Annotated in this window: 25 protein-coding genes; 15 read left to right on the top strand and 10 right to left on the bottom strand. The window is 65.4% G+C overall.

Translation table 11 applies throughout. The features are described 5' to 3' along the window. The first annotated feature begins 8 nt into the window (after positions 1-8). Positions 9-665: an METTL5 family protein gene (locus tag HYG81_RS37230; protein ID WP_180841189.1), complete on the top strand. Its 657-nt coding sequence runs from the start codon at positions 9-11 to the stop codon at positions 663-665. Positions 666-908: 243 nt separating this feature from the next. Here the strand turns inward: HYG81_RS37230 and HYG81_RS37225 are convergent, their stop codons facing one another. Then, positions 909-2,747, bottom strand: coding sequence for a rhomboid family intramembrane serine protease (locus HYG81_RS37225; protein ID WP_180841188.1), 1,839 nt, complete (start codon positions 2,745-2,747; stop codon positions 909-911). A 168-nt stretch (positions 2,748-2,915) separates the two neighbouring features. Here HYG81_RS37225 and HYG81_RS37220 point away from each other — a divergent pair, with 168 nt between their 5' ends. After that, complete coding sequence (locus HYG81_RS37220; RefSeq protein WP_180841187.1) at positions 2,916-3,200, top strand: DNA-directed RNA polymerase subunit L; 285 nt, start codon at positions 2,916-2,918, stop codon at positions 3,198-3,200. A 161-nt stretch (positions 3,201-3,361) separates the two neighbouring features. On the opposite strand, the gene HYG81_RS37215 is transcribed toward HYG81_RS37220, so the two are convergent. Further along, complete coding sequence (locus tag HYG81_RS37215; protein WP_180841186.1) at positions 3,362-4,237, bottom strand: Zn(II)2Cys6 transcription factor domain-containing protein; 876 nt, start codon at positions 4,235-4,237, stop codon at positions 3,362-3,364. Positions 4,238-4,357: 120 nt separating this feature from the next. Beyond that, the gene (gene hisF / locus HYG81_RS37210) at positions 4,358-5,173 is read right to left on the bottom strand and encodes an imidazole glycerol phosphate synthase subunit HisF (protein ID WP_180841185.1); all 816 of its coding nucleotides are present in this window, start codon (positions 5,171-5,173) and stop codon (positions 4,358-4,360) included. A gap of 195 nt (positions 5,174-5,368) precedes the next feature. Between hisF and HYG81_RS37205 the strand changes: the two genes are divergently transcribed. Then, on the top strand, positions 5,369-5,557 hold the full coding sequence (locus tag HYG81_RS37205; RefSeq protein WP_180841184.1) for a DUF7550 family protein: 189 nt from the start codon (positions 5,369-5,371) through the stop codon (positions 5,555-5,557). A 1-nt stretch (position 5,558) separates the two neighbouring features. On the opposite strand, the gene HYG81_RS37200 is transcribed toward HYG81_RS37205, so the two are convergent. Further along, positions 5,559-5,789 carry a ribbon-helix-helix domain-containing protein gene (locus tag HYG81_RS37200; protein ID WP_180841183.1) on the bottom strand — a complete coding sequence of 77 codons (231 nt, stop codon included), beginning with the start codon at positions 5,787-5,789 and terminating at the stop codon, positions 5,559-5,561. A 158-nt stretch (positions 5,790-5,947) separates the two neighbouring features. Further along, positions 5,948-6,247, bottom strand: a complete 300-nt coding sequence (locus HYG81_RS37195) for a hypothetical protein (RefSeq protein ID WP_180841182.1) — start codon at positions 6,245-6,247, stop codon at positions 5,948-5,950. Positions 6,248-6,550: 303 nt separating this feature from the next. On the opposite strand from HYG81_RS37195, the gene HYG81_RS37190 reads away from it, so the two are divergent. The 3 genes from HYG81_RS37190 (at position 6,551) to menD (ending at position 10,410) form a co-directional block, all read left to right on the top strand. Next, complete coding sequence (locus HYG81_RS37190; RefSeq protein ID WP_180841181.1) at positions 6,551-7,147, top strand: sulfite oxidase-like oxidoreductase; 597 nt, start codon at positions 6,551-6,553, stop codon at positions 7,145-7,147. Between the two features lie 63 nt (positions 7,148-7,210). Next, on the top strand, positions 7,211-8,563 hold the full coding sequence (locus HYG81_RS37185) for an isochorismate synthase (protein WP_180841180.1): 1,353 nt from the start codon (positions 7,211-7,213) through the stop codon (positions 8,561-8,563). Between the two features lie 11 nt (positions 8,564-8,574). Continuing rightward, positions 8,575-10,410 (top strand): 2-succinyl-5-enolpyruvyl-6-hydroxy-3-cyclohexene-1-carboxylic-acid synthase, encoded by a 1,836-nt coding sequence (menD, locus tag HYG81_RS37180; protein WP_180841179.1) that lies wholly within the window; start codon positions 8,575-8,577, stop codon positions 10,408-10,410. Between the two features lie 258 nt (positions 10,411-10,668). On the opposite strand, the gene HYG81_RS37175 is transcribed toward menD, so the two are convergent. Then, the gene (locus HYG81_RS37175; RefSeq protein ID WP_180841178.1) at positions 10,669-11,655 is read right to left on the bottom strand and encodes a J domain-containing protein; all 987 of its coding nucleotides are present in this window, start codon (positions 11,653-11,655) and stop codon (positions 10,669-10,671) included. 274 nt (positions 11,656-11,929) lie between these two features. After that, positions 11,930-12,811 carry a hypothetical protein gene (locus HYG81_RS37170; protein ID WP_180841177.1) on the bottom strand — a complete coding sequence of 294 codons (882 nt, stop codon included), beginning with the start codon at positions 12,809-12,811 and terminating at the stop codon, positions 11,930-11,932. Positions 12,812-12,981: 170 nt separating this feature from the next. Between HYG81_RS37170 and HYG81_RS37165 the strand changes: the two genes are divergently transcribed. The 8 genes from HYG81_RS37165 (at position 12,982) to HYG81_RS37130 (ending at position 22,091) form a co-directional block, all read left to right on the top strand. Beyond that, positions 12,982-13,875, top strand: a complete 894-nt coding sequence (locus tag HYG81_RS37165) for a 1,4-dihydroxy-2-naphthoyl-CoA synthase (protein ID WP_180841176.1) — start codon at positions 12,982-12,984, stop codon at positions 13,873-13,875. A gap of 40 nt (positions 13,876-13,915) precedes the next feature. Further along, the gene (locus tag HYG81_RS37160) at positions 13,916-15,136 is read left to right on the top strand and encodes a DUF7350 domain-containing protein (protein WP_180841175.1); all 1,221 of its coding nucleotides are present in this window, start codon (positions 13,916-13,918) and stop codon (positions 15,134-15,136) included. A 73-nt stretch (positions 15,137-15,209) separates the two neighbouring features. Continuing rightward, positions 15,210-16,154, top strand: a complete 945-nt coding sequence (locus HYG81_RS37155) for a 1,4-dihydroxy-2-naphthoate polyprenyltransferase (RefSeq protein ID WP_180841174.1) — start codon at positions 15,210-15,212, stop codon at positions 16,152-16,154. Then, positions 16,151-17,269 (top strand): mandelate racemase/muconate lactonizing enzyme family protein, encoded by a 1,119-nt coding sequence (locus HYG81_RS37150; protein ID WP_180841173.1) that lies wholly within the window; start codon positions 16,151-16,153, stop codon positions 17,267-17,269. Before HYG81_RS37155 ends, HYG81_RS37150 begins: the two co-directional genes overlap by 4 nt. Further along, on the top strand, positions 17,266-18,876 hold the full coding sequence (locus HYG81_RS37145; RefSeq protein WP_180841172.1) for a class I adenylate-forming enzyme family protein: 1,611 nt from the start codon (positions 17,266-17,268) through the stop codon (positions 18,874-18,876). Before HYG81_RS37150 ends, HYG81_RS37145 begins: the two co-directional genes overlap by 4 nt. Positions 18,877-19,206: 330 nt before the next feature. Beyond that, positions 19,207-20,796 carry a BCCT family transporter gene (locus HYG81_RS37140; RefSeq protein ID WP_180841171.1) on the top strand — a complete coding sequence of 530 codons (1,590 nt, stop codon included), beginning with the start codon at positions 19,207-19,209 and terminating at the stop codon, positions 20,794-20,796. 53 nt (positions 20,797-20,849) lie between these two features. Further along, positions 20,850-21,668 carry an NRDE family protein gene (locus tag HYG81_RS37135; protein WP_180841170.1) on the top strand — a complete coding sequence of 273 codons (819 nt, stop codon included), beginning with the start codon at positions 20,850-20,852 and terminating at the stop codon, positions 21,666-21,668. Between the two features lie 72 nt (positions 21,669-21,740). Then, the gene (locus HYG81_RS37130; RefSeq protein WP_180841169.1) at positions 21,741-22,091 is read left to right on the top strand and encodes a helix-turn-helix transcriptional regulator; all 351 of its coding nucleotides are present in this window, start codon (positions 21,741-21,743) and stop codon (positions 22,089-22,091) included. Positions 22,092-22,176: 85 nt separating this feature from the next. Here the strand turns inward: HYG81_RS37130 and HYG81_RS37125 are convergent, their stop codons facing one another. From HYG81_RS37125 to gatC, 3 genes are all read right to left on the bottom strand, one after another. Next, positions 22,177-22,590, bottom strand: coding sequence for a DUF8048 family protein (locus HYG81_RS37125; RefSeq protein WP_180841168.1), 414 nt, complete (start codon positions 22,588-22,590; stop codon positions 22,177-22,179). A 126-nt stretch (positions 22,591-22,716) separates the two neighbouring features. Next, positions 22,717-23,988 carry an Asp-tRNA(Asn)/Glu-tRNA(Gln) amidotransferase subunit GatA gene (gatA, locus tag HYG81_RS37120; RefSeq protein ID WP_180841167.1) on the bottom strand — a complete coding sequence of 424 codons (1,272 nt, stop codon included), beginning with the start codon at positions 23,986-23,988 and terminating at the stop codon, positions 22,717-22,719. A 2-nt stretch (positions 23,989-23,990) separates the two neighbouring features. Continuing rightward, positions 23,991-24,269 carry an Asp-tRNA(Asn)/Glu-tRNA(Gln) amidotransferase subunit GatC gene (gatC, locus tag HYG81_RS37115; protein WP_180841166.1) on the bottom strand — a complete coding sequence of 93 codons (279 nt, stop codon included), beginning with the start codon at positions 24,267-24,269 and terminating at the stop codon, positions 23,991-23,993. A 330-nt stretch (positions 24,270-24,599) separates the two neighbouring features. On the opposite strand from gatC, the gene HYG81_RS45445 reads away from it, so the two are divergent. Continuing rightward, entirely contained in the window at positions 24,600-24,725 is a 126-nt protein-coding gene (locus HYG81_RS45445) for a hypothetical protein (RefSeq protein WP_255647635.1), read from the top strand. Positions 24,726-24,764 lie beyond the last annotated feature (39 nt).

The raw sequence follows: 24,764 nt of genomic DNA, 5'->3' as shown, positions 1-24,764 counted from the left end.
CGGCAGGGATGTCCGGTCCGTCTCGGCGCACGCTCGCCCGTCGACTCGAGTCGATCGAGGACTTCTCCGAGCCATCGGTTCGATTAGAACAGTATCTGACGCCGGCGGAGCTGGCGGCTCATCTCTGCCATCTGGCGGGGTTACAGGGCGATTTCGAGCGACGGGTCGTTGACCTCGGTACCGGAACGGGGATGCTCGCGATCGCGGCGTCGCTCGCCGGTGCCGACCGGGTCGCGGGGATCGATCTGGATGCGGGGGCACTCGAGGTCGCCCGTCGGAACGAGCGGGCGGTTGCGGGCGGTGGCGGTGATGGTGGCAGCCGAGATTATCCGATCGAGTGGTTCCGCGGCGACGTCTCCCGCCATCCGTTTTCGCTCGCCGACGCCACCGTCCTCTCGAACCCGCCCTTCGGTGCCCAGCGCGGGAACCGACACGCGGATCGGGCGTTCCTCGAGACGGCCCGCGAGATCGGAGCCGTCTCCTACACGATCCACAACGAGGGGAGTCAGGCGTTCGTCGAATCGTTCGCAGACGACGAGGGCGGATCGGTGACCCACGCGTTCCGGGCCGAGTTCCCGATTCCGAAGCGCTTCGAGTTTCACACCGCGGCACAGGAGACGCTCGAGGCCGAGGTCTTTCGCATCGAATGGTCGTCTCGTAAGTGACTGGTGGTGAACACTCGAGCGACTCCGTGAAGCGACGACGCCTCGAGCGAATAGTGATGCATCGAGCGTTTTGCGACTGCTGGCAACACGGAATTTCCACACCCTCCCCAACCGATTCGTTCGGTCGCTCCGCTCCCTCACTCATCCCTCGCACAAGTCATCGACCGCCCTCGTTTTCACTTCGGGCGGTCGACAGCGCGCGCCACCGCACGGTAGTTTCCCCGGTGCAGAGAACCCGATCGATCAGTAGCCGTTGTACGTCTCTTGACTCGCGACCGCAACCCGCGTCCCGTCGGCGGCCGCGTAGATCGTCTCGTTTTCGCGCTCGAAGGTGAGTCCGCCGGCCGTCACCGTTCCGTTCTCGTCCGGAATCGGTGTTGTCGCGACGGCATCGGTATCGCTCGAGCCGACGCCGAGGACGAACGTCCCGTCGTCGGAGCCGATCGTCACGTTTCGGCCGGCGATCTGGGCTTCGGCCTTCGAGTCGTTGGATTCGTGTGCGAGCTGTCGGTCCGCCCCGTCTTCCCACAGCCAGACCTGATAGACGACGTCGTTTCCGACCGGTTCCCAGCCGGTGCGTTCGACGTGGACTGCCTCGCGCCAGCCGGTGCCACCCACGTAGACCGTCTCCTCGCCGGTAAACGCGAGCCGCTGGGCGCTCACCGCTTCGAACCAGATCTCGCGGTGGTCGCTGGCGACGATCACCCCGCTGGACTCGAGTCCCTCGTCGTCCTCGAGGGCCTCGATACCGATCCCGGTGACGAGTCCGTTGGGAACGCCCTCGACGTATTCCACGGTGTAGTCCTCGATCTGCACCGCCGCGTCCGAGGAGGCGGTCGAATCGTCGACGACCAGGAAATTCGCGGGAATCGCCATGCCGGCGAGGAGCGCGAGGATACCGAGAACCGCCAGGAACGCGGCTCCCTTGCGGGTCAGATCCGAGAGGCCGCCCGACTCGCGAGCCCGTCGGTTTCCATCGACGATCTCGCGAACACGGTCTATACGGGCCGTGACGACGCCGTCACCGCGGCCACCGCCGGCCAGTTCGAGCGATCGGGCGACCGACGGCTCGGCGTCAGCGGTCGACCCCGCAGTTCGCTCGTTCGAGCGAGTAAACAGCTGCCGGAGCCGCGGCGGGAGGAGGGGCGTCTCCGAAGCGGTCATCGAGAGCATGACCACGAGCGCGAGCACCGAGACGATAGCGACGCCCGGTCCCTGGAAGAGCACGAAGGTGTTCTCGGCACCGTACCAGTAGATGGCCCACAGCCCCTTCGAGAACCCGAACAACAGGACGGCGAGCCAGAGCCGAAGCGGGTTCGGACGGGTACCCCGTCGCTCGAGGAGGACGACACCGAGGACGAAGCCGATGAAGAGTCCGAGCGCGTGGCCCTGAATGGCGATGCCGGCCCAGGACGGCGCTGACGGCGGGCTCGGCTGGGCGGTGTAGACACTGATCGGGTTCTGCAGCGCAGAGTAGAGCCGCAGGACGACGCTCTGGACGCCGAGGGTCCCGACGATCGTCACGATCGGATAGTGGACGATGGCGAACCCGGCGAGGGCGAAGACGACCCCCGAGAAACCGATTACGGGGCCGAGCGCGAACAGGCCGGTCACCAGTCCGACTCCAATGACGGCCAGCGGAAAGAGCACGAACGCGCGCACTCGCGGATCGGTGCGCCACGAGTCAGCCCGCCGCGGCTCGCGTTCGTCGGGGTAGTGTCCCCAGGCGTATTCGGCGAGCGGCGCGACGACGACCGTTCCGGCCAGATTGCCGATGAGATGACTCGGGCCGGCGTGGGAAAACGCTGCCGTCACCATCCCGAGCGGATAGAAGTACGACCACGTGCGGAAGGGGATCGTCACGGGATTATCGAAGTCCGCGATCCCGCTTTGGACGAACAGATAGACGGCGAGGACGAACGCGATCACCACGAGCGAACCCCACGGAACACCGTACACGAGCCGTTCCCGGGCCACGTCGCGCCAGCGCCGCGCCGGCCGGTGGATCCGTCTGACGACTGCGATCGACCCGACCAGCGACGCGGTGACGACGACCGCCAGCAGGGTCGCGAGCAAGCGCATATGCCGTGGTTCGAACGGGGCCGTATAGTGGTTTGCCTTCAGCGAACGCCGTCAGCTATCCGGCTCGAGCCGTGCCGCCTCGCGCAACTGGGCCGGTGACAGTCGCGGCGAACCGCGACGAGCGTCGGCTTCGAAAGGTACAAGCGGCCGACGACCGGAGTAGCAGCCATGGAACTGCGGGTCACCGAGAGCACCGAGGACGAACTGTCCATCGAGATCGCCGGCGAGGACCACACCTTCATGAACGTGCTCAAGGGCTCACTGCTCGAGCACGACGACGTGAGTGCAGCAACCTACGACGTCAACCCCGAACAGTCGGGCGGTCAGACCGAGCCGATCCTGACGATCAAGACCGAGGGCGGCGCGGATCCGCTCGAGGCGCTCGAGGAGGGAGCCGCAACCGTCCGCGAGAAAGCGAATTCGTTCCGCGACGCGTTCGAAGCCGCGGCCTGAACCGGCAGACGACCGCAGTCGCAGTCACCGCTGATCGGACGCCGCTCGATTTCGAACTGGTACACTCCTTCCGTATGCTATTCCACTCGAGTTGTCTCTCGAGGATTTTGTCCGATCGTTCGAGAGGCTGATTTCGGTCCCACCGTGCTCAGGAGGGACACTCAACACGCTGCGTAGAAGACGAAGACGTCCCCGTTGGGCGCTCTGTGAACGTCGAACCCCTCGGCGTCGAAGCCGGTCAGCACGTTGTCACCGTACTCCGCGAGGAGTTCCTCGGCGATGGCGTCGCCCAACGCCGACTCGTCGCTGTAGTTTTGGACCGATACATCGGTGAGAGTCAGGGGTCTACTGGCGACCCGCGAGTCACCGCAGCCGTGATCGAACTCGTCGACGTCTACGGCCTCGGGCTCTCGGCCGTCGAACTCCATCGCGACGAACCCGCGGTTTTGATACTCCGCGTACGCCGCGAGTCCGTCGTCGTGCGTTCGCGATTCCGACGACTCCCGTTCGTCCTCGAGCCGATCGTGAATCTCTTCCTCCGTCGCCTCGAGATCGATCCCGGCGACCTCGGTCCCCTCGCCGGGCGCGTCGGGCGGCGACGGTGGCCCGATACCCGGTAACACCGACGGGGAAATAACGCCCGTCGCGAACAGCGCGACGACGACCCCCATCACGACGAGAATCGGCAGATACGGTTTCGCGACCTCGAACCAGCTCGGCGTGGCCAGCTCTCGCTCGAGGCCCTCGTAGGTCTGCTCGACCCGCTCGAGGTCGGGGTTGCCACAGCGCGAACACGGCGGCGTGTTCCGGACGTGCTTTCGGCCGCAGTTCGTGCAGGCCCAGACGTAATCGGGGCCGGTGTCGACGGTTCCGGATTCCGTCAGTTCTGGATCGGAATCGACACCGCCCTCGGTCCCGCTCTGGCTTCCATCGTCAACGCGGACGATCGCCTTCTCGAAGGCGTTGTGCCCGCACTCGTCACAGGGGGGCTCGTTCTCCGCGTGCGGTTTGCCACACCGCGTACACCGCCATTTCACTGCTCGGAAAGGAGGACTGCGACGGAATAAACGTATTGGAAGGGCGACGGAATGCTCGCCGGCTCTCGGACGACTCGTACGAAGCAGTGACTTTAGAGGCGAACGGGGATGCCGTGGATTTCAGAGGCGAACGGGGACGCCGTGCTCGTCGAGGTAGGCCTTCGTCTCCTCGATCGAGTACTCGTCGAAGTGGAAGATCGACGCCGCGAGTCCCGCGTCGGCGCCGGCCTCGGTGAACACGTCATACATGTCTTCGGGACCGCCACAGCCCGACGACGCGATGACCGGCGTATCGACGGTCTCGCTGACGGCCGTCGTCAGCGGCAGGTCGTAGCCGTCTTTGGTACCGTCCTTGTCAATCGAGTTGACGAACAGCTCGCCGGCGCCGCGGGACTCGGCTTCTGCGGCCCACTCGAGGACGTCGATCCCGGTCCCCTCGCGGCCGCCCTTCTTCGTGCACTCGAACCAGCAGGACTCGCCGTCGATCTCGACGTAGTGCTCGCCCTGTTCGTCGAATCGCCGCTTAGCGTCGACGCTGATGACGATACACTGGCTGCCGAATGCGCGAGCGCCCTCGTTGACGAGTTCTGGTCGCTCGAGCGCACCGGTAGTGATCGAGACCTTGTCAGCGCCGGCGCGGAGCGTCTCTTTGATGTCTTCCGTGGTGCGGATGCCACCACCGACCGTGAGGGGGATAAAGACCTCGTCGGCGACGCGCTCGACGACGTCGAGCATCGTCTCGCGTCCCTCCGCGGAGGCGGTGATGTCGAGGAAGACGAACTCGTCCGCGCCCGCACGATTGTACGCGCGGGCCATCTCGACCGGATCGCCGGTGTATTTCAGATCCTCGAAGTTGACGCCGGTGTAAACTGCCGGGTTGCCGTCCTCGTCGAGGTCCACGTCGATACACGGGATGACTCGCTTGGTCAGGACCATGTGGTAACTACTGCTTTGTTCGCGTTCCGGGTAGTAAAGGCGTCTGGATCGAACGGCAGGGTAATGCGGGAACGGACCGTCGACTCAGGAGGGGAGCGCGTCGACTCGAGGAAACGGACCAGCATCCGCCGTCGACTCCCGGTGGTGGCGATCCGTGTAGGTGTTCTTAAGTGACCGAGTCGAGAACGAGCGGGTATGACGGACGACACCGAAACCGCCGCGGATGACGACTCGGGAGCCGACGTCGGTCACGATCTCGACGCCGAACGAACGACCGCACCGATGAGCGACTACTCGTCGCGTGCCGTCGCCATCGGTGCCCTCGTCGCGCTGGTCGGCGCAGCAATCGCGTTTGGAATTCCGTTGCTCGCGGTCGGAGTATAAGTCAGAAGACGTACTCGTCGTCGTGGCCCATCATGCCGTCGTCTTCGAAGCCGGTACCGCCGGTTCCTGCCCCGTCCTCGTCGTCGGAGGGGCCACTGGTCTTGTATGCCTTGATACCCGTCGACAGGAGATCCTCGATCGCTTCCTCGCGGTTGACGAACTCGCCGCGTTCGACCATCTGGGCGATCTGCATCTCGAGGTGCTCCGGTATGGTGATCTCTACTTTCGGCATCTGATTCGGCTTTCGGCGAGGGGGTATTTAGGTTTGACGGGGAGTCCATAGTACTCGGAACCAGCGATCCGTCTCGTCGAAACGATGGGGGCGTTCGAAGAAAAGTCGAAGACGATACGCGAGGCCGCGTGGGTACGGAACCGGCGTAGCGGGTCGACCTAGCGGTTGCCCATCATCGAATCGAACGCGTCCTTCAGCTTCGTCCCGGGCTGGGTCAGCGTCTCGAGTTGCTTGGTCATCTTCCGCTGGTTGAAGTAACTCGCGAACGCGAGGATGGTCGGCGGCCAGAGGCCGATAAACGCACCGAGCTGGCGCTCTCCGCGGAGGAAGAAGTAGTACAGCGAGAGGCCGACCGCTGCGGCCGACGCGACGAACGCGGGCCCCATCGCTTGCTCGCCGATCTCTTCTGGTTCCTGTCCGGTCATTTCCCGTTCCGTTAGTTGTTGTCTGCTCGCCATGCAATGCGAGTCGTCGGCGAGACTGTACTAAGGGATGACGAGGGTTTCGCTGGGAACCCCCGAGTTGTGTCCGCGACGGTATCGTTTCGATCAGTTGTTGTCCTGGCGCCGTCGTGGCAATATCGGCTTGCCCGAGCGGGCCGGTCGCGTCTACTGTGAGACTCGTGTGCAGCTATCAATTTGGCTCGATCGGCCCGGGGTATCGGAGCGTCGGATCGAGTACAGACCGGCCATGCGGTCGAATCGAACGCGACTCTCAGGTGATGGCGTCAGACATACGTCGCTCGCGGCGTACGCACGAACATGGAAACGACGGACGTTACGGACCTCTATCAGGAGTTCGGCGACGAGCGGCTGCCACCGGGACAGCGGGAGACGTCCGCGTTCCCCGTCCTCTCGAAGAGCGGGACGCCCGACTGGGACCCCGAGACGTGGGAGTTTACCGTTACCGGCGCGGTCGACGAGGAACTGTCCTTCTCGTGGGACGAGTTCCGCTCGTTGCCGTCCGTCACGCAGCGGCAGGACTTTCACTGCGTGACCGGTTGGAGCAAGTTCGACTGCGAATTCACCGGCGTCTCGTTCCCCGAAATCGCCAAGCAGGCCGGTGTTCACGACGACGCAGTTCACGTCATGTTCTCGGCGCTGGACGACTACACGACCGATCTGCCGCTCGAGGACTGCATGCGCGAGGAGGTCCTGTTCACGTGGGAGTTCGACGGCGAGCCACTGCCCGACGATCACGGCGGCCCGGTTCGCGTGGTCACGCCGCATAAGTACGCCTACAAGGGCGCGAAGTGGGTCGACGGCGTCGAGTTCCTCACGGAATCCCAGCGCGGGTACTGGGAGCGCCGGGGCTATTCGCAGACCGCGGATCCGTGGCAAGAAGAGCGGTACAGCTAGCCCACTTCGGGAACGGTCGGCAAATAGTTAGGCTGAAGGCGGGGCGGTCCCGACGTGGGATAGATGGATCGATCGTCGGGCGAGGGTCGACTGGCGGGCGAGACCGAGTCGACGGACGACGCCGTCGAACTCGTCAGTCGGAGTCGCAAACTCGAAGCTGGCTCCGTCAGTGCGATTCTCGACGGAAGCGCCGAATGGCGCGTACAGTGGACCACACCCGATGGTCACGAACTCGTCGGTCGCGGTGCCGCCGCTCGCTTCACCGCGGGCGGGACCGACAGATTCGACCGGATTCGAACACAGGCGGAGCGGACCTTCGAGGGCCTCGATCACGACGGCCCCGAACACGCACGGCCACGAGCGTTCGGCGGCTTTTCCTTTCACGACGGTCACGAACCGGGCCCGCCCTGGATCGGCTTCGACGCGGCGGCGTTCGTCGTCCCGCAAGTCTTCGTGACCCGTCCCGACGACGGGACGTGGGTGACGGCCGTCGGAAGCCGAATCGACGAGGCTGAGGACCGTCTCGAGCACTGGCACGGCCGCCTGACGGCGTCGTCGAGTGACGAGGTGAGCCGCCCGAACGACTCCCCTCCTGGCGTCGCCGGGACGCGGCGCACGACCTCGCCGGCGGAGTGGACCGAGCAGGTCGAAACCGCCCTCGAGCGGATCGCCGCGGGACGACTCACGAAGGTCGTCCTGGCGCAGGCCCTCTCGGTCGACCTCGAGGGGCCGATCGACGTCCCCGCGACGCTCGAGCAGCTGGGACGGCAGTACCCGAACTGTTACCGGTTTCTGGTCGGACAGGACGTCGGCGGCACGTTCTTCGGTGTTCCGCCGGAGCGGCTCGTCTCGAAACGTGGTGACCGCGTCGAAACGGAGGCGCTGGCCGGCTCGGTCCCTCGAGGGGAGACGCCGGCCGAAGACGAGGCACACGTCGACCGGATGCGAGCAGACGCGAAGTTCCAGCACGAACACGAACTCGTCGTGGACGCGATCCGCGAGCAACTCGCGCCGCTCGCACGCGACCTCACTGTTAGCGAGCAGACGATTCGCCGATTAGCGACCATCCAGCACCTGCAGACGCCGATCGAGGCGATTCTCGATGGCGATCGACACGTCCTCGAGATCGTCGAGGCGCTCCATCCGACGCCCGCTGTCGGCGGCGTTCCGCCCGACGCGGCCTGGGAGACGATCCGCGACACGGAGCCGTTCGATCGAGGCTGGTACGCCGCGCCGGTCGGTTGGTTCGACGCCGCTGGCGACGGTGAGTTCGCGGTCGCGCTTCGCTCCGGCGTCGCGGGCGACGGGGCGGTGACGCTGTTCGCGGGCAACGGGATCGTCGCCGACAGCGATCCCGACGAAGAGTGGGAGGAAGTACAGCTGAAGTTCCGGCCGATCCTCGATGAATTGCGATAGCACGTAACACGATGACTGCACCTAACCGCGCGACCCTCTGGGGTCGCGTTCTCGCCGACGAACTCGCAAAGGGCGGCCTCGAGGCCGTTTGCATCGCGCCCGGCAGCCGATCGACGCCGTTGACAGTGACCTTCGCAGCGCACGACGACATCGACGTCTACTCGCATCTCGACGAGCGCTCGGCGGCCTACTTCGCGCTCGGTCGCGCCCGGCGGACCGGCGAGCCGACTGCGCTGGTCTGCACCTCTGGGACGGCCGCGGCGAACTTCCACCCTGCAGTGATAGAGGCCGATCAGGCGCGCGTCCCGCTACTGGTGCTCACGGCCGATCGCCCGCCCGAACTCCGCGACAGCGGCGCGAATCAGACCGTCGATCAGGTTAAGCTCTACGGCGATGCAGTGCGGTGGGATGCGGAACTGCCCGAACCCGAACCCGACGAGCGAAAAGTGCGCAGCCTCCGAACGACCGCAGTGCGAGCGCTCACCGAAACGACCGGCGTCCCGCCGGGTCCCGTCCACCTCAACTGTCCGTTCCGCAAGCCCCTCGAGCCGATCGACGTGCCCGGTGACGTTCCCGAGTCGTTCGCCGAGACGCTCGCCGGAGGTGGGCGGGACGGCGCGTTCGTCGAAACCACGGCAGGCGAGCGGACGCTCTCGGACGACCAGTACCGACCGCTCGTTCGGGCGCTCGCGGACGCCGACCGGCCCCTGATCGTCGCCGGGCCGGCCGATCCGGTCGATCTGACCCGCCTCGAGCCCGCGGACGTCGTCGCAGTCGCCGAGCGCGTCGGCGCGCCGATCCTCGCCGACCCGCTTTCGGGGCTGCGGTTCGGTCCCCACATCGGGGACGATAGCGCTGACGGCCCGGTCTACGGCGGCTACGACGCCTACGTCGACGAACTCCCGGATCCGGACGTCGTCGTCCGCTTCGGCGCGTCGCCGACCTCGAAACCGCTGCGCCACGCCCTGCGCGACGCCAACGCTCGCCAGTTCCTGATCGACCCCGCGGGCGACTGGCGCGAGGCGACGTTCACCGCGACGGACCTGCTCGCGGCCGCACCCGGCACCGTCTTCGATGGGCTGCGCGAGCGACTCGAGGCCGAAGCCGGCGCGGATGCGACCGACAGCGAAATCGAAGCCGAGTGGCTGGCAGCCTTCGACGACGCCGAGCGCCGCCACTGGGAGATTCGAAACGAGGCGCTGACGGCGAGTGCACTCGAGTCGGAGCCGTTCGAGGGCGCGATCCTCGCATCCGTCTTTTCGAACGCGCCGAATCCGGCGACGGTGTTCGTCTCGAACAGCATGCCGATCCGGGACGCCGACCGGTTCGGCCGACCGCGAGACGCGGAGCTGACGGTGCTCGCGAACCGCGGCGCGAGCGGGATCGACGGGATCACGAGCACGGCGCTCGGCGCCGGGAGTGCGACGGACGACCCGCTCGTGCTCGTCACCGGCGATCTGGCCTTCTATCACGACTCGAACGGGCTGCTCGCGGTCGATCGCTGTGACGTGGACGCGACGATCGTGTTGCTGGACAACGACGGCGGCGGTATCTTCCACAAACTCCCGATCGAGGAGTTCGACCCGCCGTTCACCCAGCAGTTCAAAACGCCCCACAGCCTCGAGTTCGACGCGCTCGGCGAGCTGTACGGCCTCGAGTTCGAGCGCGTGACTCCCGCTGACTTTACCGCTGCGTATCGTCGATCGCTCGAGACCGCGGGAACGCAGGTTCTCGCCGTTGAATTCGATTCCGAAGCGAACCACCGGCGGCGCGACGCACTCGCAGGGCGGGTTACGGACGCAGTTGCCAGCGTGCTCGAGGACGATGCTGTCGACAGTTCGGACTGATTTGGATTTCGGGGCTCGTCCTCGATTGATGAACCGGCATGCGGTGGCGCGCGCTATCGGTCGTCCGAACGATAGTGAGGACGATCGATGACATTGTGCGAGGGATGAGCGAACGACTGAAAAGAGTGAGCGAATCGGCTGGGGAGGGTGTGGAAATCCCCTGTGTCCACGGGAGCAGGACACTCATCTTCTGATCTCAATCTCACGAACAAATGTCTCTCTTCACACGAGCAGCGTCTATGCAAATATCCTCGACTTTCATGGCCGGAGGACCCACCAGAGGGCAACGGCGTAGCCGAACGGCACCCAGGCGAATCCGAGCGCCAGCAAGCCAAAGAGGGAGAGCGGATCGACCAGCGAAAACCCGACCATCCCGGCCGGAAAGAGGACGCTCCAGACGCCGAACGTCACTATCGCGAGTCGAGGCATCGTGAGCAGGTAACCGACCAGCAAGAGCGTGCACGCGGCGACGATTCCGTTGACCGGCAGCGAAAACATCGGTGTGAGACTCGCGATGACGAGTATCGGATAGAGGAGTGCGATCGACGCCACCGAAACCGCCGTCGTCCGGTCGATTGGTGGTCCCTCCCACTCGAGGTCGACCTCGCCGTCCCAGTCGTGGACCGCGTAGCGAAAGCCATCCTCGCCGTCGTCTCCTGTGGCCGTTGTGGCCGCGGCCGCCGATCTCGAGTCCGAACGGCCGCTGCCGGACGACCGGTCGCCGTCGAACGGCCACTCGTCCGTCGCCCGACGCTGCTTCCGTCGCCGCTGCCGTCTGGCCCGCTGGCGAGCGTGGTGGTTCCCCGCTCGAGTGTCCTGGTCGGTCCCGGCTCCGTCTCGAGTCCATCCCTCGCTCGAGCGGGCACTACCCTGAGTCGTCCGCTCGCTGTCGGTAGCGGAGCCCCCTGTTTCCGTGCCGTGGCCCGACGACGCCGCGTTCGGTCGTCGGGCGTTCGACGCTGCTCGTTCGGGTTCCTCGCCCCCTCCGCTCGAGCTGGCCCCGCCGGCAGGGCCGCGGGCGAGCCCGACGTAGGCGTCGTGACCGAGTCGATCGTAGCGTGCGCGTTCCGTCCCGTCGGTGAGGACTGACTTCGCGGCCGTAACGCGCTGGAACCGCTCGGCTGCGTCGGGGTCGTCGGAGTGGTCCGGATGCGTCTCGAGAACGCGCTCCCGGTAGGCCGACTCGATCTCGTCTCGAGTCGCACCGGGGTCAACCTCGAGTATCTCGTAGTACGACTCGCCCATCTTGTGACCAAGTTGACCGGCCGGATAAAAAATCACTTTGGCTAGATGAGTGTCGGCGTCGACTCGGAACGCTCCGAATGTGAACGCCGATCTTACGATTTGATCGTCGCATCAGATCGGACGATTTGAGACGGATGAATCCTATTATGCTATATGAAATCGGGGCACTGCTGATCCGGTCTCGAGCGGATGGGAAATGCGCTATCTACTGGCTCTGGCCGAGACAGCGTCGATACCGTTCGATCCACGTCCATTCCGGCCGGCGGCCCACAAGTCACTCCGGCGTATCGGTTCGGCCGGTGAAGGAACCGCCATCCCAGCCGCGGTAGCGAGATCGGATCGCCAACTCGAGGAGTCCGAGGAGCGATACGGCAACGGACAGGAATAGGAACAGTAGTTCCGGGTGCGTATGAGACTCCGGAGAAGGGTGGGGCGGAAACACTGTGGCGGCGACGATCCCCTGCGCCCAGTACGCGTCCAGGGCGAGCGGTGTGACGAGTCCTCTCGACAGCAGTGCGGCGAGGGCAATCCACGTCGCGGCCCCGGCCGTTACGAGAACGGCGAGAACGGTGGACAGGTCCGACTGATAGTAATACAAGGGGTTCAAAAGTCCGACACCGAGACCGACGAGGGCACCCATGACGAGGGTGACTGACCAGAACTGTGACCGAGACAGAGAGAGATCCGGAAGATGTCGAAGTCGCCCATCGCGGAGCCCGTACCCGCGTCGAAGTGCGAACTCGGCGACGCCGGCAACCAGCAACAAGGAAAGCCACGCGTACCACGACTTCGCGTAGTTCGATGCGTAGAACGGTCCGTTGACGAATATTCCCGAGGCACTGGTCTCTCCCTGGGGAAACGGGGACGTCAATACGACGTACGCGACACCGCCAAGAAGCGCGGCGAATCCACCAGTAGGCGCGAGTAATCTGGTACTGGCGGTGATAAACAATGGGACGAAGCCGAGTGCGAATACGCCGATCCAGAGCTGGGGTGTGTCACGTATGGACCTAATGATTACCGCGTTCGGGGCCGCGTCTCTCCCCAGTTCGAAGAATGGAGAGTCCACGTGAGTGAGCAATGTACGCGTCACTGCGACGTTCACGAGTCCGCCGAGAAAACCAAGTATGGCCGAACCGGCGAGCGTGCGATTCATACGCAGTAAAGTCAAATGGCTAACTTAAATGCCATCGTCTCACTTTCGACCGCCGAGATTGAAATCCCATTCCGCAGGGCCATGAGATATGCCGCCGGTCGGTGACGGCACGGGTTGGGCCGACTCGTGACGCGAACCTATTTCAGCTATCGCCGACGACTCTCGAGCAAATGGTTTCGGAACTCTTCGATCCGGAGCAGTGGAAGCCGGTCGCGGACATGAACGACGAGTTCGAGGACATCACGTACCACCGGGCGGTCGATTCCGGAACGGTTCGGATCGCGTTCGACCGACCCGACGTCCGCAACGCCTTTCGACCGGGGACCGTCGACGAACTGTACGACGCGCTGGATCACGCCAAGCGCCAGACGGATGTCGGCTGCATCTTGCTGACCGGGAACGGTCCATCGTCGAAGGACGGCGGCTGGGCCTTCTGTTCCGGCGGTGACCAGACGATTCGCGGCGAGGACGGCTATCAGTATGAAGGAGACGAAGAACGGGCATCGGAGCAGGGGAGACTTCACATCCTCGAGGTCCAGCGTCTCATCCGGCACGTTCCGAAGGTCGTCGTCTGCGTCGTCCCCGGCTGGGCCGTCGGCGGCGGTCACTCGCTGCACGTCGTCTGTGATCTCACGCTCGCGAGCGAGGAGCACGCGAAGTTCCTCCAGACCGACCCCGATGTGGCGAGCTACGACGCCGGCTTCGGCTCGGCCTACCTCGCCAAGCAGATCGGTCAGAAGAAGGCCCGCGAGGTGTTCTTCCTCGGGAAGACCTACTCCGCCGAGGAAGCCGCGGAGATGGGCATGGTCAACGAAGCGGTGCCACACGAGGAGTTAGAGTCGACCGCCCTCGAGTGGGGCGAGCGCATCAATTCCAAGAGCCCGACGGCGATGCGGATGCTCAAGTACGCCTTTAATATGACCGACGACGGAATGGTCGGCCAGCAGGTCTTCGCGGGCGAGGCGACCCGGCTGGGCTACATGACCGACGAGGCTGAGGAGGGACGGGACGCATTCGTCGAGGGTCGTGACCCCGATTTCGACGACTACCCGTGGCACTACTGAGTGCCCGAGCACCTAATTGTCGGTCTCTCGAGTGAATCGCATGAATCGACGAACGTACCTCCGGCGGACGGCCGTACTCCCGGCGGCACTCACTGTTGCGGGTTGTACGGCTCCGGGAAACGAGGCAGACGATCAGAACGAGAGCGGCGGCAACCGCGCAAACGAAGCCGACGGTGACGACGGTGCCACGGGAACCGCGCCGATTCCGATGATCGAGGACCCACCGAAGGCGGTCTACCTCCCCGGCCACCGGAAATCGATGCGAGTCCTCGACCCCCTCGAGGCCGGCGACTACGCGCTGGCACCTTTGCTCACGTACCCGCATCCGTTCTGGCTCGTCACCGGGACCGATCGCCAGCTCGTCGAACCGGACGCCGATCGGGGCGTCCATCTAATGGTCGTTTGCTGGGATCCGGAGACCGGGATCGTCCTTCCGGGCGATGTCGAACCGAGGGTAACGATCACGAAGGACGGCGATCAGGTCCGGTCGCGACAGCTCTGGCCCATGCTCTCGCAGGAGATGGGGCTCCACTTCGGTGACAACGTCTTCCTGCCGAGCGATGGAACCTACGCCGTCAGTGTCGAACTGCCGCCACTTTCGACGCGGCGAACCGGTACGTTCGAGGGACGCTTCGGCGAGGCCAAGACGGCGACGTTCGAGTTTACCTACGACGACGCCTTTCGCGAGGAGGTCGTCGACGGCATCGAACTACTGGATCGAGAGCGCTGGGGCCAGCGGGGTGCGCTCGAGCCCATGACCGACGATAGCGACGGAGAAACGGAGGGTATGCACTCCGGGATTCCGTACTCCGCGCTGCCGCCCGCCGACGACTACCCCGGAACCCAACTGATCGATCCGGAGGCAGACTCCGGGACGGATTCGAACGGCGGTGTACCGATGAGCGGCGATGCGGCGTTCGTCGTCACGCTGCTCGAGTTTGGGTCGCGACTAGCAAACGGCGACGACCGGTACCTACTCGTCTCGCCGCGGACGCCGTACAACCGCGTGCCGCTCGCGAATATGTCGCTGCGCGCCGAGGTCGAACGCGACGGGGAACCGGCCGTCGACGATCCGCTCGAGCTCACGCAAACGCTCGACGGCGAGTTCGGGTTCCACTACGGAAGGTCCCTCGCGAACGCGCGACCGGGCGACTCGATGACGCTCACGGTCGAATCACCGCCGCAAACGGCTCGACACCAGGGATACGAGACCGCGTTCGTCGAAATGGAGCCGCTCGAACTGATCGTTCCCGAGCCGTAATTTCACTGTCGAGTGGTCGTCGGTCGACTCGCAATGCCAACGTTGACACTCTCTCGAGTGGGACACTCGATTCATGAGTTCGGCCGAGGTCGAGATCTCACGGACGAAGGCGTGGCTGATGGCAGCCCGCCCCCAGACCTTGCCCGCGGCTGCGGCCCCGATCATCGTGGGGACGGGGCTGGCAGCCGACGAGGGGGTATTCGCAGTGCTGCCGGCAGTGATGGCGTTCGTCGGCTCGGCGTTGATACAGATCGGGACGAATTTCGCGAACGACTACTACGACGCGGTCAACGGTGCCGACACGGAGGACCGCGAGGGGTTTACCCGAGTAACGCAGTCGGGGCTCATCTCGCCCGAGCAGGTCAAGCTCGCGACCGTCGTAACGTTCGGGCTGGCGATCCTCACTGGGACCTACCTCGTCTACGTCGGCGGGCTCCCGATCCTCGTGATCGGGGTCGTGAGCGTCTTCTGCGGCTGGGCCTACACCGGCGGCCCCTACCCGCTGGGCTATCACGGCCTCGGAGACCTGTTCGTCTTCGTCTTCTTCGGCCTCGTCGCCGTGACCGGGACCTACTACGTCCAGGCTGCGGCCGTCCTCGCGGAGCCGCTGGCGACGACGATCCCCGACGGAACCGTCCCGCGCGAAGCCATCGCGGCGAGCCTGCCCGTCGCTGCGATTTCGACGGCCATTCTCGTCGTGAACAACGTCCGCGATCTGGAGACCGACGCCGAGACCGGCAAACGGACGCTCGCGGTCCGGCTCGGCTACCGGTGGAGCCGCCTCGAGTACGTCGCCATGCTCGCGCTCGCCTACGTCGTCCCGTTCTGGTTCTGGCTCGAAGCCGGGTTCGGCCCCGGCGTACTGCTCCCGCTGGTCACGCTGCCCTACGCCGCGATGGTCGCCCGAACGGTCTGTACGCGAACCGACGGCGAGGCGCTCAACCCGGCGCTCGAGGGGACCGGCAAACTGCTCGCGATGTACGCGATCTGTTTCGCGGGGGGGTTAGCGTTCCTATGAGCTCCACCGAGGACCTCTCGCTCGAGTACCGATCGTTCTCGCTGGACCTCGCCGAGCCGCTCGAGACGGCCGACGGGACAATCGACTCGCGAGACGGATTTCTCGTTCGGCTGGTCGACGAGAGCGACGATGTCGGCGATGGTGTGGTCGGCGTCGGCGACGAACCAACAGCCGGACCTGCCGTCGGCTACGGCGAGGCGACACCGCTGCAGGGCTGGACGGAGTCCCTCGATGCCTGCGAACGGGCCCTCGAGCGCGCCCGGGACGCGCTGCAGACTGACGGGCCGATCGAGGCGCTCGAGACCGTCGACCGCCAGGTCGCAGCGCGGCACGCGCTCGCGCTCGCGCTGGCGGACCTGCAGGCGACGCGCGAGTCGACGCCGCTGTACCGCTACCTCGGCCAGGGGCCGATGGTCGGCCGGGTTCCCGTCAACGCGACGATCAGCGACGGGACTCCCGCTGAAACGGTGAGAAAAGCGCGCGAGGCGGTCGATCGCGGCTTCGATTGCTGCAAGCTGAAGGTCGGGATCCGAAGCGTCGAAGCGGATATCGAGCGCGTTCGTCGCGTCCGTGAGGCCGTCGGCTCGAGCGTCGAACTGCGGGCCGATGCCAACGAGGCGTGGACCTACGAGGAAGCCGAATCGGCGCTCGAGGCCTTCACGGATCTGGGAGTTTCGATCCTCGAGCAGCCGCTGCCAGCCGGCGCGCTCGAGGGACACGCGGATCTCCGAGAGCTGAACAGCGGCGTCTCGATCGCGCTCGACGAGGGGTTGCTCGAGCACGGCGTCGACTCTATCTGTGAGGCCGACGCGGCGGACGTCGTCGTCCTGAAGCCGATGGCGCTCGGCGGGATCGATGTCGCTCGCAAGGTCGCGGCCTGGCTGACCGAACTCGATGTCACGCCGCTGGTGACGACGACGATCGACGGGGTCGTCGCGCGGACGGGTGCGGTCCACCTCGCGGCGGCGATCCCCGACGTCCCGGCCTGCGGACTCGCGACCGGCGAACTGCTCGCGGCGGATCTCGGCCGGGATCCCGTGTTGCTCGAGAAGGGATCGGCAGTCGTCCCGCAGGCGAAGGGGCTCGGCGTCTCGGACGTCTGGAGCGAGCGATGACTCCGGGTCCGGTCGACTGGCCGACGCGCGATCCGATCGCGCACCGCGCGGCCGCGACGCCACAGCGGACGGCGCTGCTCGATATCGAGACCGACGCGGCGTGGAGTTTTCGCGAGTTCGACCGCCGCGTCGACCGCGCCGCGGCGGGGCTCGAGGACGCGGTTCTCGAACTGAGCGACTCGAAACGAGGCAATCAGCAGCGAATCGGCGTCCTCATGGACACTCGCCCCGCGTTCGCGACCCTCTTTTTCGCCGCCATGCGGACCGGTGTGACCATGGTCCCGCTGAACGTCCGTGAGACGACCGGCGAACTCGCCGCGAAAGCTACCCGGACCGATCTCGCTGCCGTCGTCTGTGAGCGGGACACCGAGAAGGCGGCGCTCGAGCTCGCAGTCGAAACCGGGTCGGTCGGCGTGTTCACGGTCGACGAACCCGAAAGCGATCGGACGCAGTCACTGTCCTCCGAGACGAACGATGGGGGCGTGTCCGACCCCGACAGCGCTTTCGAGTCGCGATCGGTTCAGCCGGTCCCGCTCGAGCGCGACGATACGCAACTGATCATGTTCACCTCCGGCACGTCCGGGGAGCCCAAGGGCGTCCGGCTGACGGTCGGCAACCTCGTCGCGAGCGCCACCGCCTCCGCGTTCCGGCTGGGGGTCGACCCCGCCGATCGGTGGCTGTGCTGTCTCCCGATGTACCACATGGGTGGGCTGGCGCCAGTCCTCCGATCGGCGCTGTACGGCACGCCCGTCGTGATCCAGCGCGAGTTCGGTGCTGAATCGACCGCTCGGGTGCTCGAGGCGTACGATATCACGGGCGTCTCGCTCGTCCCGACGATGTGCACGCGCCTGCTCGAGGCCGGCTGGGAGCCGGCCGACGCCCTGCGATTCGTCCTGCTCGGCGGCGCGCCCGCGTCGGATGAGTTGCTCGAGCGCTGTCGGGACGCGGACGTGCCGGTCCACCCGACCTACGGAATGACCGAGACGGCGTCCCAGATCGCGACGGCGACGCCCGCAGAAATCGATAGACACGAAGGAACCGTCGGACAGCCGCTGCTGTTCACTGACGTCTCCGTCGTCGACGAGACCGGCGCGACAGTCGCTCCCGACGAACAGGGGGAACTCGTCGTTTCGGGGCCGACGGTGACGCCGGGCTATCTCGACGACGAGCACACTGAGTCCGCGTTCGGCGAGCGTGGCTTACATACCGGCGACGTCGGCTATCGCGACGCGGACGGTCGACTGTGGATCCTCAATCGCCGCAGCGACCGCATCGTTACCGGCGGCGAGAACGTCGATCCGGGCGAGGTGGTCGCGACACTCCGATCGCATCCCCGCGTCGACGACGCCGCAGTCGTCGGGCTCCCTGACGAGGAGTGGGGCGAACGGGTCGCGGCGCTCGTCGTTCCCGACTCCGAAACCAATTCGGGTGAGAAGCTCTCCCAGTCACTCCTCTCCCACTGCGACGAATACCTCGCCGGATTCAAGCGACCGAAGACGATCGGAATCGCCGACGCGCTTCCCCGGACGGCCTCGGGAACCGTCGATCGCGACGCCGTTCGGGATCGACTGCTCGAGGGCGGCATCGACGTGACTGGGTCATCGTGATCGCAGGTGGTAGCCGCCATCGCCGTACGGATGCTGTCTCGATGGTTCTGATACGCGTGGATTCCCACCTCGCGGGACGAGAAGCATCGACTCACTGAGACGAAGTCCCTCCTGCGTTTCCGTCGAGAAGACCGTTACCGAGACCGCGCAGCCACGTTTGGTAACGTCTCTGAAGACCGCCTCGAGACAAAGGGTATATCAGTACTTGGCTGCGGGATTCGGGTCACATCTGATGGTAGCTCACGAAACTGTGAGTAGTGACATCACGCTGTCGAACATCGCGCGATCGAACAACCGTGGTGTTGGCGGCGCTATCTGGGGGGTCGAACGATGAACGCGGGGAAACTCCTCGGTCTCGAGGACGCGTCACGAGCGGAGCGGGCCCTCTTTTTCGTGACGATGGGCGTCATGCTCTCGCTCGGCGGGATCGGCTTTCTCCGGCCGTCGCTGCTGAGTAGCGTTCTCATCGGCGCGAAGGGATGGATACTCACCTACTTCGGCTGGTGGTTCATCCTCCTCGGATTCATTCTGCTCATCGCCGTGTTCGCCTTCACGGCCTCGCGATACGGTCGGCTCCGTATCGGCGGCCCCGACGCCGAACCGGAGTTCGGCTTCTTCTCGTGGCTGTCGATGGTGTTCACCGTCGGGTTCGGTGCCTCGGTTCTCATCTGGGGCGTCGCGGAACCGGTGTCGATCGTCCAGCATCCGCCACCGGAACCGGCCCCCGTCCAGGGTGCATCCGTCGAGGCGATGGCGCTGGCCTTCATGTTTATTCACGAGGTGTTCCCGGGGCTGGCGATGTGGTATCTCCCCGTCGCGATCGCCTTCGGGATCGTGGTCTACACGGACGGCGTCGGCGACTACAAGATCAGTTCGATGCTCGCCGGCATCGTCGACGAAGACCGCATCCCGGGGCTCTACTGGCTGGTCGATCTGGCGGCGCTCATCGCCACGATCGGCGGCATCTCGACGACGCTCGGCTTCAGCGCACAGACGATGTCCGCGATCCTCGGTAGCGTCTTTGGACTCGATGCGACGGTCCTGACCTACGCGGTGTTTGCCCTCATCGGTATCGTCTTCCTCGCCGACGTCTGGCTCGGTCTCCGGAAAGGAATCCGCAACGCGGCACGCGCGACGGTGGTGCTCATCGGCGTCGCGATGGCCCTGCTCGTGGTGGTCGGACCGACCCTCTACATGCTCGAGTTGAGTCTGGACGCGACGGGCGTCTGGCTCAGCAATCTGTTCCGCCTGACGCTGTACACCGCGCCGGGAGCCGAGGGGAACTGGGCGGCCGACTGGACCGGCTTCTGGTGGGCCTGGTGGGCCGCCTGGAGCATCTTCGTCGGGAGCTTCGTCGCCCGCGTCTCGAAGGGCCGGACCATCCGGGAGATGTTCGCCGTGCTCGTCGTGGTTCCGACGGTCTTCACCTGGATCCAGCACGGGCTCATCGGGGGCTGGGTGCTCGCGCCGGGCTACCAGGAACCGGTCGCAGCGGCGATGGCCTCGGCGGGCAATCCCGCAGCCGTCGCGAGAGCGCTCGAGATCACGCCGTTCGGCACGGTGCTCGCAGTGCTGTTCGTCTTCATCATCGCCGGCTACATCATCACCTCCCTCGACTCGGCGGTGTTCATGCTCTCAGCCATAACGCTAGGTGACGAGAACCCGAACCCGCGAAACCGCGCGTGGTGGGGTGCACTGCTCGCGCTCTTCGGGATGATATCGCTCCGACTCGAGGAGTTCAGCGCCATCGAGTCGCTCTCGGTGACCATGGCGCTTCCGTTCTCGCTGTTCCTGTTGGTCATCCTGTACGGAAGTTACGTCGTCGCTCGGGACTACGTCCGCGACGAGGAGACGGATCGGCTGGGCCCCCAGACGGTCCGTCAGCAGCGAGCTACCCGCAGCGTGACCGACGACGATTGATCGAGTGACCGTGCGGAACCGAAGTTAAGACGCTGGCGCCCCTATCGCGAATCGTGTGTACGCTCACGCTCGCCTGGCAGGTCTTCGACGACGCACCGGTCGCGGTCGCCGCGAATCGTGACGAGGCAATCGAGCGCAAGGCGCTGCCGCCCGCCGTCTACAGTGAGGAGCCGCTGGTCATCGCACCGAGCGACGCCGAAGCCGGCGGCACGTGGATCGGCTACAACGAGTACGGCGTCTTCGTCGGGATCACGAACAAGTGGACCGAGACCGATCTCGCCGGCGATCGGTCTCGGGGTCTCCTCGTCGCCGACGCGCTCGAGGCCCGCTCCGCCGCGGACGCGAAGTCGATCGTCGAGGCGGCGACCGACGCCGACGAGTACGACGGTTTCTATCTCGTCGTTGCCGACGCGGCGAACGCGTTCTGTTACGAGTGGGACGGCGCGCTCTCCCTGACCGAGTTCGAACCCGGGGTTCACGTGGTCGTCAACGTCGCCGTCGACGACGCGGTCGACGTGCCGTCGGCCCGACCAGCTGCGGGCCGGGAGCAAGCGGCGAACGCGAACGCAGTGCGAGAGGCGCTCACGGCCGAGTCCGGAGAGACCGCTACGGACTGGCTCGAGCGGGCGGGCAACGTGCTCGGAGACCACGAGTACGGCGTCTGTATCCACCGGGACGGGTTCGGGACCCGATCGTCGTCGCTGATCGCGCTCGGTCCTGAGACGACTCGATACGCCTTCGCACCGGGACCTCCCTGTCGGACGAGCTACGAGGATATCTCCATCACAGCCGGCGGTAGCGCGAATTTCGAGCTCGAACGCGGGTGCGACGAGGCCGGCGACTCTGCATTCGAAGGGGAAGGGCACATTTAAGCGGCTCGCTCCATCTCGTATGGATATGGACGCACTCCTGCCTGTAGCGACGCACACGTCGAGGTGGTCTCCGTGAGCGTTACCGCGGCCGAAGCCGAACTCTCCGAGGACGAGCGGGCCGGACTCGAGCTCGTCCGCGAGTCCGGCGGTATCCACCAGAGCGACTTCTGGAAGGAACTGGACGTCTCCTCGCGCAAAGGCAGCCGGATCGTCGAGTCGCTCGTCGAAAAGGAACTCGTTGACCGCGAGGAGACCGTCTACGACGGTCACAACACTTACTACGTCTCACCGACCGCTCGAGACCTCGACTTCACCCTCCTGATGGCCGGCGACATGCTCTCGCCCTTTATCGGCGAGGAGGAGGTCGACCCCAACAGCGACGCCTTCTCGCAGTGGATCATGAACCTCGCGTACGAGGAATGAGCTCCTCGTCGTAAGGGAGTCACTGTCCTCGAGAACGGTTGATCGCTTCAAAACCCTCTTTTCGCCGGTATCGCTCCGACGAGCGCTACTCGTACGGATCGAATCGCTCGATGAGCACGAACGGGTCACGTTCGCGATTGTAGTACGGCACGTCGCCGTCGAGCGCTTCGATGAGTCGTCGGTGGACCTCGCGTGCGGCTCGGCCCTCGTCGGGCGCCAAGTGATGCTGTCCGCGCATATCCGTCCAGAACTCGCCGTCGAGCCAGAGCAGGGTTTCGTCGTTCGACTGGTAGACGACCTCTCCATCCTCTGTGAGTCCGTCGATCGCGAGCTGGCGGCCGGAAAGTTGGGCGCGTGCGAGGACGGCGATAAGCTGCCGACGAGAGACGGGCGCGTGCAACGCGACATCGTCGATCGTGTCGGCGAAATACTCCTCGACGAGGTCGCACGCTCTCGAAAATTCGTCAAATTCGACTTCCTGATTCTGTGCGAGTTTCATGAGAGTCTCCTCAGGTGATCCGTTCGGTATGGTCCTAGTTGACAGTACTGTATAAAAATGTATCTGTCGGCGAAGGTCGAGACACGATCGACGAAAGGAGGGCGATGAACGGTCGCTGCAGCCCGTTCAGGCGAGTGCGCTCGCGGCGCGAATCAACTGCTCTTCGCCGAACGCGGGGCCGACGAGCTGGAGGCCGACGGGGAGGCCGTCGGTTTCGCCCGCCGGAACCGAGATCGCGGGCAGGTCGGCGAGGTTCACGGGAACGGTGTTCGCGTCGGCGAGGTACAACTGGAGCGGGTCGTCCAGACTCTCGCCGAGTTCGAACGGCGGCACCGGCATCGTGGGGCTCGCGAGCACGTCGGCCTCCGAGAGCGCCTCGTCGAAGTCCTGCTTGACCCACGCGCGGGCGTCTTGGGCCTTCTTGTAGTACTTGTCGTGATAGCCCGCCGAGAGCGCGTAGGTTCCCAGCAGGATGCGACGCTTGACCTCGTCGCCGAACCCTTCCTCGCGGGCCTTGGCGAAGGCCTCGTTCCAGTTGCCGTCGTAGCCGCCCGAATGGCCGTAGCGGACGCCGTCGAACCGCGCGAGGTTCGAGGAGGCCTCCGACATCGCGATCACGTAGTAGGCCTCGACGGCGTGTTCGACGGAGGGGAGGGAGACCTCGTGGTACTCCGCACCGCGGTCCTCGAGCGCTCCCAGCGCGTCCCAGAACGTTTCGACGACGCCCTCGTCGGCCCCCTCGAGCAGCTCCGTGGGAACACCGATCTGGAGGCCGTCGACGTCGCCGGTCGCGGCGTCGGCGTAGCGTTCGCCCTCGAGTTGGGGAGGACGCGTCGTCGCGTCCCGCTCGTCGCTCCCAGCGATCACGTCGAGCAACCCCGCAGCGTCCTCGACGGTCTCGCCGAAGGGGCCGATCTGCTCGAGGCTGTTGCCGTAGGCGACGAGGCCGTATCGGGAGACCAGCCCGTACGTGGGCTTGATGCCGACGACGCCGCAGAAGGCGGCCGGGCAGCGGACCGAGCCGCCGGTGTCGGAGCCCAGCGCGAGGTCGGCTTCGCCGGCGGCGACTGCAGCTGCGGAGCCGCCCGAGGAGCCACCGGGAACGTGGCCCGGTGCGGCGGGGTTGTCCGTCTCGCCGAAGTGGGAAGTCTCGGTGGTCGTCCCCATCCCGAACTCGTCCATGTTGGCCTTGCCGACGATGGTCGCACCGGCGTCTTTCAGCCGGGAGACGACCGTCGCGTCGTAGGGCGGGACGTAGTCCTCGAGCATCCGGGAGCCGCAGGTCGTCCGGACGCCTTCCGTCGAAATGTTGTCCTTGACCGCGACCGTTTTGCCGGCCAGCGGGCCGTCGTCGTCCCCCTCGATTCGCGCTTCCGTGATGAAAATGTTCTCCGACATGATTACGAGACGTTCGGCCCCTTGAAGTAGCCGTCCTCGGTCTCCGACGCGTTTCGGAGCGCTTCCTCGTGCTCGAGGGACGCGCGTTCCTCGTCCGGTCGCATCACGTTCGCGAGCTCGGCGTCGCGATTGACCTCCGGCACCTCGTCTAGCGTCTCGAAGTACTCGAGGATATCCGCGAACTGCTCGGCGAATCGGTCGACCTCGTCGTCGTCGAGGTCGATGCGAGCCAGCTCCGCGACGTGGCGGACCTCCTCGGCACTGACGGCGTCGTCGCTCATACGTGTTCGCACCGGCCTCCGGAGAGTAAGGGTTTCGATACCGCCCCATTCTCGAACGTCGACCCGGACGTCCGGAACGAGGGCAGCGAAACCCCCAGCGTCGCCGAGATAGTTTCACGAAAAGAGAACAACGCCGCTCTCGAGAGACGACACGGTTGTCCGTTCCAGTTCTGTCGACGGGCGGCTCCGAAGCGATCGAGGCTGGGTGCGCGATACCGGAGCGCAACCGCAATTTCAAGGTGATATTACCTCCATCTAATATATTACTAACAGTGAAATCGAGACCGCTAATCAGTTCATACTCAAGGTCGTTGTCCCGAGACAGGACGTATGGATTGTGACAACTGTGAGGCCGACGAGGTTGCGTATACGCTAACGACCTACGTCGAGTCCGGCATCGGGGAGAGCGTCGACCTCCACTTCTGCTCGACCGACTGCCTCCGCGTCTGGACGTGATGATCCGCCAGGCTGGATCGGGACGCTCGAGACGCGAGC

This window comes from Natrinema zhouii (assembly GCF_013456555.2).
GTDB lineage: Archaea > Halobacteriota > Halobacteria > Halobacteriales > Natrialbaceae > Natrinema > Natrinema zhouii.
This window is presented reverse-complemented; position numbering and strand designations above follow the sequence as displayed.